The 12,382-nt window shown below is 67.6% G+C and carries 14 protein-coding genes; 4 read left to right on the forward strand and 10 right to left on the reverse strand.

The window, feature by feature from the left end; translation table 11 throughout:
- Positions 1 to 11 precede the first annotated feature (11 nt).
- The 9 genes from rplW to QRX50_RS04260 all read right to left on the reverse strand — a co-directional run bounded on the left by rplW (position 12) and on the right by QRX50_RS04260 (position 7,279).
- The gene (gene rplW, locus QRX50_RS04220; protein ID WP_220246080.1) at positions 12 to 323 is read right to left on the reverse strand and encodes a 50S ribosomal protein L23; all 312 of its coding nucleotides are present in this window, start codon (positions 321 to 323) and stop codon (positions 12 to 14) included.
- Positions 320 to 1,009 carry a 50S ribosomal protein L4 gene (rplD, locus tag QRX50_RS04225; RefSeq protein ID WP_285970664.1) on the reverse strand — a complete coding sequence of 230 codons (690 nt, stop codon included), beginning with the start codon at positions 1,007 to 1,009 and terminating at the stop codon, positions 320 to 322. Before rplD ends, rplW begins: the two co-directional genes overlap by 4 nt.
- The gene (gene rplC, locus QRX50_RS04230) at positions 1,006 to 1,662 is read right to left on the reverse strand and encodes a 50S ribosomal protein L3 (RefSeq protein ID WP_285970665.1); all 657 of its coding nucleotides are present in this window, start codon (positions 1,660 to 1,662) and stop codon (positions 1,006 to 1,008) included. The genes rplD and rplC overlap by 4 nt, the downstream gene beginning before the upstream one ends.
- Positions 1,663 to 1,693: 31 nt before the next feature.
- Complete coding sequence (rpsJ, locus tag QRX50_RS04235) at positions 1,694 to 1,999, reverse strand: 30S ribosomal protein S10 (protein ID WP_003102098.1); 306 nt, start codon at positions 1,997 to 1,999, stop codon at positions 1,694 to 1,696.
- Positions 2,000 to 2,409: 410 nt separating this feature from the next.
- The gene (gene tuf / locus QRX50_RS04240) at positions 2,410 to 3,603 is read right to left on the reverse strand and encodes an elongation factor Tu (RefSeq protein WP_086675505.1); all 1,194 of its coding nucleotides are present in this window, start codon (positions 3,601 to 3,603) and stop codon (positions 2,410 to 2,412) included.
- A gap of 126 nt (positions 3,604 to 3,729) precedes the next feature.
- Entirely contained in the window at positions 3,730 to 5,829 is a 2,100-nt protein-coding gene (fusA, locus tag QRX50_RS04245; protein ID WP_285970666.1) for an elongation factor G, read from the reverse strand.
- A 63-nt stretch (positions 5,830 to 5,892) separates the two neighbouring features.
- A complete protein-coding gene (gene rpsG / locus QRX50_RS04250; RefSeq protein ID WP_007031033.1) occupies positions 5,893 to 6,363 on the reverse strand; it encodes a 30S ribosomal protein S7 in 471 nt (156 codons plus the stop codon).
- A complete protein-coding gene (rpsL, locus tag QRX50_RS04255) occupies positions 6,363 to 6,737 on the reverse strand; it encodes a 30S ribosomal protein S12 (RefSeq protein WP_003102113.1) in 375 nt (124 codons plus the stop codon). Before rpsL ends, rpsG begins: the two co-directional genes overlap by 1 nt.
- 383 nt (positions 6,738 to 7,120) lie before the next feature.
- Entirely contained in the window at positions 7,121 to 7,279 is a 159-nt protein-coding gene (locus QRX50_RS04260; RefSeq protein ID WP_220246074.1) for a hypothetical protein, read from the reverse strand.
- 141 nt (positions 7,280 to 7,420) lie between these two features.
- Between QRX50_RS04260 and QRX50_RS04265 the strand changes: the two genes are divergently transcribed.
- The 4 genes from QRX50_RS04265 (at position 7,421) to QRX50_RS04285 (ending at position 11,651) form a co-directional block, all read left to right on the forward strand.
- A complete protein-coding gene (locus QRX50_RS04265) occupies positions 7,421 to 7,909 on the forward strand; it encodes a GNAT family N-acetyltransferase (RefSeq protein WP_285970667.1) in 489 nt (162 codons plus the stop codon).
- Positions 7,910 to 8,092: 183 nt separating this feature from the next.
- Positions 8,093 to 8,980 (forward strand): YbaB/EbfC family nucleoid-associated protein, encoded by an 888-nt coding sequence (locus QRX50_RS49385; RefSeq protein WP_353074085.1) that lies wholly within the window; start codon positions 8,093 to 8,095, stop codon positions 8,978 to 8,980.
- A gap of 16 nt (positions 8,981 to 8,996) precedes the next feature.
- Positions 8,997 to 10,154: a hypothetical protein gene (locus QRX50_RS04280; RefSeq protein WP_285970669.1), complete on the forward strand. Its 1,158-nt coding sequence runs from the start codon at positions 8,997 to 8,999 to the stop codon at positions 10,152 to 10,154.
- Positions 10,155 to 11,651 (forward strand): hypothetical protein, encoded by a 1,497-nt coding sequence (locus QRX50_RS04285; RefSeq protein ID WP_285970670.1) that lies wholly within the window; start codon positions 10,155 to 10,157, stop codon positions 11,649 to 11,651. It abuts the gene before it with no gap.
- A gap of 9 nt (positions 11,652 to 11,660) precedes the next feature.
- Here the strand turns inward: QRX50_RS04285 and QRX50_RS04290 are convergent, their stop codons facing one another.
- Positions 11,661 to 12,299, reverse strand: a complete 639-nt coding sequence (locus QRX50_RS04290) for a zinc ribbon domain-containing protein (RefSeq protein WP_285970671.1) — start codon at positions 12,297 to 12,299, stop codon at positions 11,661 to 11,663.
- Between the last annotated feature and the right edge of the window lie 83 nt (positions 12,300 to 12,382).

Raw genomic sequence — 12,382 nt, forward strand, 5'->3', positions numbered from 1 at the left:
AGCTCAGTCCTTTACGCGGTGGGTCCGCCGAAGATCTCGATCGCCTTGCTCTCAGGCGAAAGAGTCACGATGGCGCGCTTGGTGTCCTTGCGCTTGCCGAAGCCTGCGCGAGTCCGCTTCCGCTTGCCCTGACGGTTGGCCGTGTTGACGCTGACCACCTTGACACCGAACACCTTCTCGACCGCGATCTTGATCTGGGTCTTGTTGGCGTCCGGGCGGACGATGAACGTGTACTTGTGGTCCTCGAGCAGCCCGTAGGACTTCTCGGAGATGACCGGCGCGAGCAGGATGTCGCGGTGGTCCGGAATGGCGACCGAGCTCACTTCTCGTCACTCCCTTCCGTAACCTCGCCCGACCGCGCGGAGGCCTTCACGGCCTTGCCACGGACGGGGCCTGCGACGAACGCGTCGTACGCGGCCTTGGTGAACACGACGTCGTCGTTGACCAGCACGTCGTAGGTGTTGAGCTGGTCCGCCCAGAGGATGTGCACCTCGGGCAGGTTCCGCAGCGAAACCCAGGACAGCTCGTCGTCCCGGTGCAGCACCACGAGAACGCGCTTCGCCTGCGTCACAGCGGCGATCGCGGTCTTGGCGGCCTTGGTCGACGGCTTCTCACCGGAGACCAGTTCGGTCACGACGTGCAGCTGGCCGGCGCGGGCCCGGTCCGAGAGGGCGCCACGCAGAGCGGCGGCCTTCATCTTCTTCGGGGTGCGCTGCGTGTAGTCGCGCGGCGTGGGGCCGTGGACGACGCCACCGCCGGCGAACTGCGGCGCGCGGGTCGAACCCTGGCGGGCACGACCGGTGCCCTTCTGCCGGTACGGCTTCTTGCCGCCACCGGAGACCTCACCACGGGTCTTCGTGTCGTGCGTGCCCTGGCGCGCGGCGGCCAGCTGGCCCACCACCACCTGGTGCATCAGCGCGACATTGGCCTGCACGTCGAAGATCTCCTCGGGGAGATCCACGGTGCCGTCGGCTTTACCGGCCGGGGTCTTCAGCTCGACGCTTGTCATTCGGAGTTACCACCCTTCGCGGCGCTGCGCACGAACAGCAGGCCGCCCTTGGGACCGGGCACGGCGCCCTTGATCAGCAGCAGGCCGTCCTCGGCACGCACGGCGTGCACGGTGAGGCCCTGCGTGGTGACCCGGTCCGAGCCCATACGACCCGCCATGCGCAGGCCCTTGAAGACGCGACCGGGGGTGGCGCAGCCACCGATGGAACCCGGCTTGCGGTGCACGGCCTGGGCACCGTGGCTCGCGCCCTGGCCCTTGAAGCCGTGGCGCTTCATGACACCGGCGTAGCCCTTGCCCTTGCTGGTACCCGTGACGTCGACCTCGGCGCCGGCGGCGAACACCTCGGCGGTGATCTCCTGACCGACCTCGTAGGTGTCCGCGTCGGTGGTACGCAGCTCGGCGAGGAAGCGCCGCGGCGTCACGCCCGCCTTGTCGAAGTGACCGGTGCGCGGCTTGTTCACCCGGCGCGGGTCGACCGCGCCGAACGCCAGCTGCACGGCCACGTAGCCGTCCTTGTCCTGGGTCCGAACCTGGGTGACCACGTTCGGACCGGCCTTCACGACGGTGACCGGGACAACCCGGTTCTGCTCGTCGAAGACCTGGGTCATGCCGAGCTTGGTGCCCAGGATGCCCTTCATCTGCCTGTCAGACATGAGTCTCTTACTCTCCGCCGCTCGCCAGCCGCTACTGGATGTTGACGTCGACGCTCGCCGGCAGGTCGATGCGCATGAGCGCGTCGACCGTCTTCGGCGTCGGGTCGAGGATGTCGATCAGACGCTTGTGCGTGCGCATCTCGAAGTGCTCGCGCGAGTCCTTGTACTTGTGCGGCGAGCGGATGACGCAGTAAACGTTCTTCTCGGTGGGCAGCGGCACCGGCCCGACAACACGGGCGCCGGTACGCGTGACCGTCTCCACGATCTTGCGCGCCGAGGTGTCGATCGCCTCGTGGTCGTAGGCCTTGAGCCGGATGCGGATCTTCTGTCCCGCCATGGTGGCTGCTCGTTCCTTCGTCGTCTCGTGCCGCTTGTCTCGTCAACCCGGGCCTGAGCCCCGGTTTCAGCAGTTCAACGGCCCTGTCCCCGGTCCACGCGGTCGGGCGTGTCGCGCCCGACGCACAGACGGATCCCGTGGGATCGTCCTGCCTGGTCTTCCTCAACGTGAGGAGGCCGCGAGCCGGCAAGCACAACCGCCGGCCACTTGGCCTTTGCCCGCTAGCCTCACCCCGAAGGAAGAGCTGGACGGACCGTGGCTGCTCGTACAGAGGCGGCCGGAACCCGCTGAGTCAATCGAGCAACTCTGGGATTCGGCCGCCCCGGAACGAGCAACCTGAATAGTGTCGCACACGTGAGTTGACGCCCCCGACCCGGGGGTGTAGTGCCCTCAGGTCGGAGGCGTCGACATCACTTGATGATCTTGGTGACCTGGCCGGCGCCCACGGTCCGACCACCCTCGCGGATGGCGAAACGCAGGTTCACGTCCATGGCGACCGGCTGGATCAGCGCCACCGAAATGTCGGTGTTGTCGCCCGGCATGACCATCTCGGTGCCCTCGGGGAGGGTCACGACGCCGGTCACGTCGGTGGTGCGGAAGTAGAACTGCGGGCGGTAGTTGTTGAAGAACGGGGTGTGACGGCCACCCTCGTCCTTCGACAGGATGTAGACCCGGCCCTCGAAGTCGGTGTGCGGGGTGGTGGTACCCGGCTTCACGACAACCTGGCCGCGCTCGACGTCCTCGCGCTTGATACCGCGGACGAGGAGGCCGACGTTGTCGCCCGCCTGGCCCTGGTCCAGCAGCTTGCGGAACATCTCGACACCGGTGACAGTCGTCTTCGTCGACTTCTCCTTGATGCCGACGATCTCGACCTCTTCGTTCACGTTGACCACGCCACGCTCGACGCGGCCGGTGACGACGGTGCCGCGACCGGTGATGGTGAAGACGTCCTCGATCGGCATGAGGAACGGCTTGTCGAGCTCGCGCACCGGGTCCGGCACGTTGTCGTCGACGGCGGTCATGAGCTCGAGGACAGCCTCGGCCCACTTCTCGTCACCCTCGAGAGCCTTCAGGCCCGACACGCGCACGACCGGCGCGTCGTCGCCCGGGAACTCCTGCGAGGACAGCAGCTCGCGGACCTCCAGCTCGACGAGCTCGAGGATTTCCTCGTCGTCGACCATGTCGGCCTTGTTCAGCGCGACCACGATGTAGGGCACGCCGACCTGGCGGGCGAGCAGCACGTGCTCGCGGGTCTGCGGCATCGGGCCGTCGGTCGCCGCGACCACGAGGATCGCACCGTCCATCTGGGCCGCACCGGTGATCATGTTCTTGATGTAGTCCGCGTGACCGGGGGCGTCCACGTGGGCGTAGTGGCGCTTCTCGGTCTGGTACTCGACGTGCGAGATGTTGATCGTGATACCGCGCTGGCGCTCTTCGGGCGCGTTGTCGATCTGGTCGAACGCACGCGACTCGTTGAGCTCCGGGTACTTGTCGTGCAGAACCTTGGTGATCGCCGCGGTCAGAGTCGTCTTACCGTGGTCGACGTGACCGATGGTCCCGATGTTGACGTGCGGCTTGCTCCGCTCGAACTTCGCCTTCGCCACTGGAATGTCCTCCTGGACTGATTTCGCTTTGTGCTCACTGGCCGGCGTGGCTGCCAACCGGTGATGGTTTCTCGTCTGTGCTGCGGACGTTCAGGAGTGTTCCTTATGCCCGCGAGCGAAGGGGAACTACTCCCCCGTCGCCTTCGCGATGATTTCCTTCGCGACGTTCGCGGGAACCTCGGCGTAGGAGTCGAACACCATGGAGTAGTTCGCGCGACCCTGGGTACGAGACCGCAGGTCGCCGACATAACCGAACATCTCCGACAGCGGCACCAGTGCCTTCACGACACGGGTACCGGCGCGCTCCTCCATGGCCTGGATCTGGCCACGGCGGGAGTTGAGGTCACCGATCACGTCACCCATGTAGTCCTCGGGAGTCGTGACCTCGACGGCCATCAGCGGTTCGAGGATGACCGGGCCGGCCTTCTTCGCGGCTTCCTTCATCGCCATGGAACCGGCGATCTTGAACGCCATCTCCGAAGAGTCGACCTCGTGGTACGCGCCATCCAACAAGGTGAACTTCAACCCGACGAGCGGGTAGCCGGCCAGCACGCCGTACTGCATGGCGTCCTGCGCGCCCGCGTCGACCGACGGGATGTACTCCCGCGGCACGCGGCCACCGGAGACCTTGTTGTCGAACTCGTAGAGTGCACCGTCGGTCGTCTGCAGCGGCTCCAGCTTCACGATGACCTTCGCGAACTGGCCGGAACCACCGGTCTGCTTCTTGTGCACGTAGTCGAGCTTGTCGACCGTCTTCTTGATCGTCTCGCGGTAGGCGACCTGCGGCTTACCGATGTTCGCCTCGACCTTGTAGTCGGACTTCATGCGGTTCACCAGCACCTCGAGGTGCAGCTCGCCCATGCCCGCGATGATCGTCTGGCCCGTGTCCTCGTCGAGCTGGACCTGGAAGGTGGGGTCCTCCTCGGCCAGCTTCTGGATCGCGAGCGACAGCTTCTCCTGGTCGGCCTTCGTCTTCGGCTCGATGGCCACCCGGATAACCGGGTCCGGGAAGGTCATCGACTCGAGGACGACCGGGTTCTGCGGGTCGGCCAGCGTGTCACCGGTCGTGGTGTCCTTCAGGCCGATGACCGCGTAGATGTGGCCGGCCTGGGCCTCCTCGACCGGGTTCTCCTTGTTGGAGTGCATCTGGAAGAGCTTCCCGATGCGCTCCTTGCGCTCCTTGGTCGCGTTGACGACCTGGGTGCCCGCGGAGACCTTGCCCGAGTAGACCCGGATGTAGGTCAGCTTGCCGAAGAACGGGTGCGCGGCGATCTTGAAGGCGAGCGCGGAGAACGGCTCGTCGACAGACGGCTTGCGCAGGGCCGGGGTCTCACCGTCGGGCAGCGTGCCCTCGACGGCCGGCACGTCCAGCGGGGACGGCAGGTAGTCGATGACCGCGTCCAGCATCGGCTGCACGCCCTTGTTCTTGAACGCGGAGCCGGTGAGCACCGGGTACGCCTCGCGCGCGACGGTGAGCTTGCGGATGCCGGACTTGATCTCGGCTTCCGAGAGCTCCTCGCCCTCGAGGAACTTCTCCATCATGGCGTCGTCGGTCTCGGCGACGGCCTCGACGAGCTTCTCGCGGTACTCGGCAGCGCGGTCGGCGAGCTCGGCCGGGATCTCCTCGACGGAGTAGTCCTCGCCCTTGCTCACTTCGCCACGCCAGGTCAGCGCCTTCATGCGGACCAGGTCGATGACACCCTCGAAGTCGTTCTCGGCGCCGATCGGCAGCTGGATGACCAGCGGCCGGGCCCCGAGGCGCTCCTCGATCGTGCGCACGGTGAAGTAGAAGTCGGCACCCAGCTTGTCCATCTTGTTGACGAAGCAGATGCGCGGAACTTCGTACTTGTCCGCCTGCCGCCAGACCTGCTCGGACTGCGGCTCGACGCCTTCCTTGCCGTCGAAGACGGCCACGGCGCCGTCGAGCACGCGGAGCGAGCGCTCCACCTCGACGGTGAAGTCGACGTGCCCGGGGGTGTCGATGATGTTGATCTGGTGATCGGCCCAGAACGTGGTGGTGGCAGCCGAGGTGATGGTGATACCCCGCTTCTGCTCCTCCTCCATCCAGTCCATGGTGGCGGCGCCGTCGTGGACTTCGCCGATCTTGTAGTTGATCCCGGTGTAGAACAGGATCCGCTCGGTGGTGGTGGTCTTACCGGCGTCGATGTGCGCCATGATCCCGATGTTGCGGACCTTGTTCAGGTCGGTCAGCACTTCACGTGCCACGAGAGTGTTCCCCTGTCTCGAACGTGGGGCCCGGCATGGCTTGGATCGGCAGCCGGGCGGTCATCACCAGCGGTAGTGCGCGAAGGCCTTGTTGGACTCGGCCATCTTGTGCGTGTCTTCACGGCGCTTGACGCTGGCGCCAAGACCGTTGCTCGCGTCGAGCAGCTCGTTCTGCAGCCGCTCGATCATGGTCTTCTCGCGGCGAGCCTGCGAGAAGGAGACCAGCCAGCGCAGCGCCAGCGTGGTGGAGCGCCCGGGCTTGACCTCGATCGGCACCTGGTAGGTGGCGCCACCGACACGGCGGCTCTTCACCTCGATGGTGGGCTTCACGTTGTCGAGCGCGCGCTTCAGCGTGACGACCGGGTCGGTGCCGGTCTTCTCGCGAGCACCTTCCAGCGCGCCGTACACGATGCGCTCGGCCAGCGACCGCTTCCCGTCCTTCAGCACCTTGTTCACCAGCTGGGTGACCAGCGGGGAGGCGTAGACCGGGTCGGAGATCAGCGGCCGTTTCGGGGCCGGACCCTTGCGGGGCATTAGCTCTTCTCCTTCTTCGCGCCGTAGCGGCTGCGCGCCTGCTTGCGGTTCTTCACACCCTGGGTGTCGAGTGAACCGCGGATGATCTTGTAGCGAACGCCCGGCAGGTCCTTCACCCGGCCACCGCGCACGAGCACCATCGAGTGCTCCTGCAGGTTGTGGCCCTCACCGGGGATGTACGCCGTGACCTCGATGCCGCTCGTCAGCTTCACACGCGCAACCTTGCGCAGCGCCGAGTTCGGCTTCTTCGGGGTCGTGGTGTACACGCGGGTGCACACGCCACGACGCTGCGGGCTCCCCTTGAGGGCCGCGGTCTTCTGCTTGGCAGCCTTGTCCTGGCGGCCCTTGCGGACCAGCTGCTGGATCGTGGGCAATGGACCAGCTTTCTGTCGCGATCTTGCTGCTTCTTCGTGTCTTCACCGGCCCCCGCGGTCGGGCGTGTCGGCCCGCGTCACGGTCTCTCGACCGGTACTTTCCCGAAGGGGTTTTCCGTCGGAACCCCACGTGGACGAGGCCGGTGAACCGGGTGCGCGAGCACCCCGCTCATGCCGTACGGCACGCGGAGCGGCCCGACGCCTGCCGGGCACGGTCTCCAAAGATACCCGGCCACTTGACGGCCGGTCCGGGCGGGGGGTCCGAAGTGACGGTGACCGCCCATCGTAACCCCAGATGAGGGCTCTGCGGCCAAAGCCGCGCTGAGTCCCACCAAGCGGGTCCCGGCATTTACAACGTGACGGACGTCCCCGCTATTCCTCGCTTATTCCTCGTCCGGCTTCGCGTGGTCGGGCCGCCCCGGGTGGGGGTCGCGCGACAGGTCGATCAGCGGGTGGACGCCGGCCCCCTCAGGCGCGGCGTGGCTCCCCTTGGTGTCCTTCTGCCCCTCTTCAGGCCGGTCGGCGGTGCCGTTGCCGTCCATGACGCACTCCTCAAGTCGGTTTCCCTGCGGCTCGCACGCTACCCATTTCCACGAACGGGTGACACACGGGGATCGAACGTCGCTTTCCTCAGGTGATCGACTTATCCGTTAACCAGTGGACGAACCGGTCACGATGATTTCGTGACCGGTCACTGGAGCATCACGCCAATCCCCGTCGATCACCCTGACGCGCGCGCGATCCTGCGCGAATACCTCACCGACGTCGCGAGCCGCTACTGGCGCCGCCCGGCCACGGAGACGGAGGTCGACCAGGCCCTGGCCGACGCGCCGGGCGACGACCTCGTCGTCCCGACCGGCACGTTCCTCGTCGCCCGCCTGCCCGACGGCACCGTGACCGGCTGCGCCGGCACCCGGGTGGTGCGGCCCGGGGTGAACGAGCTCACGAAGGTGTACGTGCGCCCCGCCCACCGCGGCCAGGGCGGCGGCGCGCGCCTCGTCGCGGCGGCCGAGGAGGCGGCGCGGTCGCTGGGCGCCGAGACGCTGCGGCTCGACACCCGCCACGACCTCGTTGAGGCCCGGGCGCTGTACGCGCGGACCGGGTACACGGAGGTCGAGCCGTTCAACGACGACAAGTACGCGGAGCACTGGTTCTCGAAAGCGCTCGGGTGAGGCGGTTCCACACTGTCCACACCGGATTTGTGAAGTCCACTAAGGACTTTCGAGCACGACCGGCCACCACGGCCGCGTCGCCGCCCCTTCCGGGAAAAGATTCACGACTTCGCAGCGCGAACGCGACAGAAGCGGCATAATCCGCACGTCCGTACACCCGCATGCGCACGTGAGGGGGCCGCCGTGTCGGCTGAGATGGATCGGCTCGTCGCCGAGTTCGAGAAGTTCCAGAGCAAGATCAAACAGGCCGAGGCGAACTTCGCGAAGGTCGGCGACCTGCAGGACGAGGTGGTCGCGCTCGAGGCGACGGCGGTGTCGCCCGACCGCGCCGTGACCGTCGTCGCAGGCCCCGGCGGCTCCGTGAAGGACATCCGGCTCACCGCCGACGCCCTGAAGCAACAGCCCCAGCAGCTGGCCTCGACCATCCTGTCGACGCTGCACCGCGCGGTCGCCGACGCGGCCGTCCAGCAGGCCGGCATCGTCGACGCGCACGTGGGCGCCGCCTTCGGCCTCGACGTCTCCGGCCAGGTCCTCGAGGCCCAGGCCGAAGCCATGGGAACCACGGCGGAAGAGCTGAAGTCCAAAGCGGCAGAGGCGCAGCCGGCCCCGCCGGCTCACGGACGAGGACCTCGAACACGGCGACATCCTGCGCCGCGACGAGCCCCCGGCCGCGGCCCCGCCGCCGCCTCCCCCAGCCCGTCCCGTCGACGACGGCGTCCGGCGCCTGTGGGACCACGAGGAGGACCGATGAGCCACGACGTAGACCCCCAGATCCTGAAGACCTACGCCTCCGGCACGTTGCCGCATTACAAGGACGAGGCCACGAAGTTCGGCAACCTCGTCAGCCAGGCCGACGTCACGGACAAGTCGTGGGGCCTGATCGGGCTGGCGGTGAAGCAGACGTACACGAGCAAGCTCGAAGACCTCCGCCAGATGCTCGACCTGATGAAAACCGGCGTCGACACGCTGGGCGGGAAGATGAACCGGGCCGCGGAGATCTACGACGGTCACGAGAAGGACACCGTCATGACCTTCGGCAAGTTCAAGGCGAACATCGACGGACCGCTCTGAGCAGGGGGAGATCGAAATGGCCGACAGCATCGCCGACGGCGTCAAGCTCGAACACGAGGGCGAGGGTTTCCTCCACGACGCCAACGAAGCCGCCAAGAAGGCGCCGATCATCGGCAAGGGCGTCGAGGGCGTCGAACGAGGCATCAAGGGCTTCGGCGAAGCCGATGACGCCGGCGAGTTCGCGGCGGCCACCGGGCAGATGCTCCAGGACGGCGCCGGCTTCGTCGCCGGCGCCGCGGTGGACGTGGCGAGCTTCGCGCTCGACCCCGTCGGCTGGCTGGTCAGCAACGGCCTGAACATGCTCCTGGAGCTGATCTCACCGTTGCAGGACGCGCTGCACTTCGTGACGGGCGACGGCCCCGCGCTCAAGGAGGCGGCCGGCAACTTCAGCGAGATCGGCGTCGGCTTCGTCAAGCTCGGCGACGACTTCGCCAAGAAGGGCAAGGAGGAGCTGCGGACCTGGCAGGGCGACGGCGGCAACGCGGCCCGCAGTTCGCTGGACCAGTTCTCCGAGGGCATCAAGGGCATCGGCTCGACCACCGGCGGGGTCGGCGAGACGCTCCAGATGTGGTCGATGGTCATGACCGTCATCGAAGAGGTCGTGAAGGCGATCATCAGCGAGCTGGTCAGCTGGCTGATCTACATCTGGTTGCCGGCGCTCGCCGCGTCGATCGTGAGCCTCGGCTCGTCGGTCGCCGCCGCGATGACCGCCTCGATCGCCAAGGCGGCCAGTGCGTTCACCAGGATCACCTCGAAACTGGGGAAACTGGGCGAGCTGCTCCAGAAGTTCATGACCTTCCTCTCGAAGTGGACCGACGACCTGATCAAGCAGGGCCGCAAGCTCACCCCGTCGGGCGCCCCGGGCATGACCCCCGGGATGGAGAAAGCCGCCACCGGCGCGCTCGCCTCGGCGACGAACTCTCGCGGCATGGCGACGGTCGAGGCGCTGAAGGAGTCGGTCAAAGCCGGCGGCGAAGAGGCCCTCAAGGGCGTGACCGGGGTCAAGATCGGCGACCTCGACAAGGGCTCGGCCTACAGCGGCAAGGCCGGCTTCGACTTCGCCAACAAGGCGGTCGACAACACCCGCGACATCCTGAAGTCCCGCGGCGGCAGCGACGCGGCCGGCTACCACTCCGAAGAGGACACCCGCGAGAACCTGGACATGGACCAGTAGATGGATCTGTTCGAGCCGTGGTTCATCGTCGGCGGTTTCGCGTTGGGGTTCGTCCTGCTGTGGCTGGGAAACTGGTTCGAGCGGCGGAGCGCTGTCGCAGCGACGGTCTGTTTCGTGTTGTGCGGTGCGGCGTTTTCGGAGACGTCGCTGTACTGGCTCTCCGCCGGCACCGGAAGCAACGTGCCGCAGCTGCTGTGGATCGTGTTCCCGGTGGCCTTCGCCGCGCTCGTGGCGTGGCGGGGCTGGCGGCAGCGCACGTGGATCGCGCGCACGGCCTCGACCGGGCACCAGACGTTCGGCGTGCTCCCCCACCTCGGCCGAGGTGTGCCGCTGGACCACCCGGAGCCCGACCCGGTGCGCACCACGGTCGAGTTCGACCAGCAGGGTCACCGCGTGCTGGGCATCGAGTACTCGACCACGCCGCGCCGCGAAGACGAGCGGTTCGCCGAGGTCACCAAGGTCGCCGAGCAGATCGACTCGATCTACTCCGGGGTCGAGCTGCGGATCCCCGCCGTGCCGGCGCTGACGATCTCGCCGAAGACCGGGGCGTTCGAACCCGAGCACTTCACCCCGCTGGAAGACGCCCGGATCACCCGCAACGCGTTCGGCTGGCTGCGGCCCGACACGGCGCTGGACTCCTTCGAGGTCGACGCCGAGTTCGACCGCCGGTTCTCGGTGACCACCTCGGACCCCGAGTTCGCCGCGGCCGTGCTCACCGACGAGGTCCGCGCGCTACTCCTCGGCGACCTGTGGTTCCGCGTGCACGCGGTGGCCTTCCACGGCGACGCGGTATGGACGAGCGAGTCGGGTGGGCTGACCGAGGACCGCATGTTCGGCAACTCACGCCGGCTCGCGATCCTGGCCGCCACGGTTCCGGTCTCGGTGTGGGAGGTCTGGGGCGGTGACCACGGGTTCGCTTCGGTGACCACCGGCTCGGACGCGAGCTACCTCGCCTGGAACGGCGGCCGCGGCGGTGCCGTGCGCACGCCGGTGAACCGCTTCCGCGAGGCGGCGGACCGGCAGCCGGTCACCTCGGTGTCGCTGACCACGCGCACGACGATCGCACTGGCGCTGGCGGTGATCGGGCTGCTGCCGATCGTCAACTCGCTGTCCGCGCTCGCCAACGTGGCGCCCCAGACACAGCTGACCGTCCGCGAAGCCCACGAAGGCTTTGCGGGCAGCTGCTCTCCAGGGCGCGGCAGCTGCACCGGCAGCAACGACTGGGTCCGCGGCACCTACGTCCTCGACGGCGAGACCCACGACGTCTCGACCGAATGGATCGACACCCTGCCGGCCAAGGGCGCCGTGGTCGACGTGGAGATCGGTCCGCTGTGGTGGCATCCGGTCTTGGAGAGCAGCCTCGCCGCCGTGGTCACCCTGCTCATCGGCCTGTTGCCGCTTCTGGCGGGCGCGCTGCTCGCGAAGGCCACTTACCGGCCGAGGCCGCCCCGGCGCGTCAGGAAGCTACGCAGGGCGCAGGAAACCACCGTCTCGTAGCTACAGCAGCTACAGGCGGGTGCCGCAGTCGCCGCAGAAGATCGCGCCGGCGGTGGAGGGCTTGCCGCATTCGGTGCAGTGGACGGCGGGGGCCAGGGACGAGCCGCAGGAGGCGCAGAACTTGCCGCCCTCGGCTTTCACGCCGCAGCTCGGGCAAGTCAGGTGGGCGCGGGTGTCGAGGTCGAGGTCGCGGGTCCAGTCGCGGTCGCGGGCGCGGTCCCAGATCTGGTCGCGTTGCGCGGAGGCCTGGGCGCGCGAGATCTCCTCCGCGACGCTCGGCGAGCATCGCAGGCACTGCCCGATCTCGGTGTTCCAGCACTGGTCCGCGCACATCCAGTCGCTGCAGCCCCGGCACTGGCGGAAGCTCGGCGAGATCTCCTTCACGGCGGCCGCGAGCGCGCGGTCCTTCGCGGAGGAGTTCGTGGCGCGGTCGTAGCGCCACTGGTCGGCCGAATAGCTCAGGTCCTGCAGCTTGCCGCCGAAGAACGAGCCCACCGCGCGCAGGACACCGCGGCCCGTTTCGACCGCGTCGCGCTGGAAGGCCGACCGGTAGCCGTTCCCGCAGCGTTCACAGCGGAACTCGAACTGGTAGCCCTGGGTGTTGGAGATATCCGAGAAGTTGTCCGTGAACGGCACGACGTCAGCCACGGCTGCCAAGGTAGGCGCGCTTCCCCGGCGCGGGGACCGTAGAAGTGCCGACAACAATGCGACTACCCAACGCATCCATCTCA

The sequence above is a fragment of the Amycolatopsis sp. 2-15 genome, assembly GCF_030285625.1.
GTDB classification, from domain to species: Bacteria; Actinomycetota; Actinomycetes; order Mycobacteriales; family Pseudonocardiaceae; genus Amycolatopsis; species Amycolatopsis carbonis.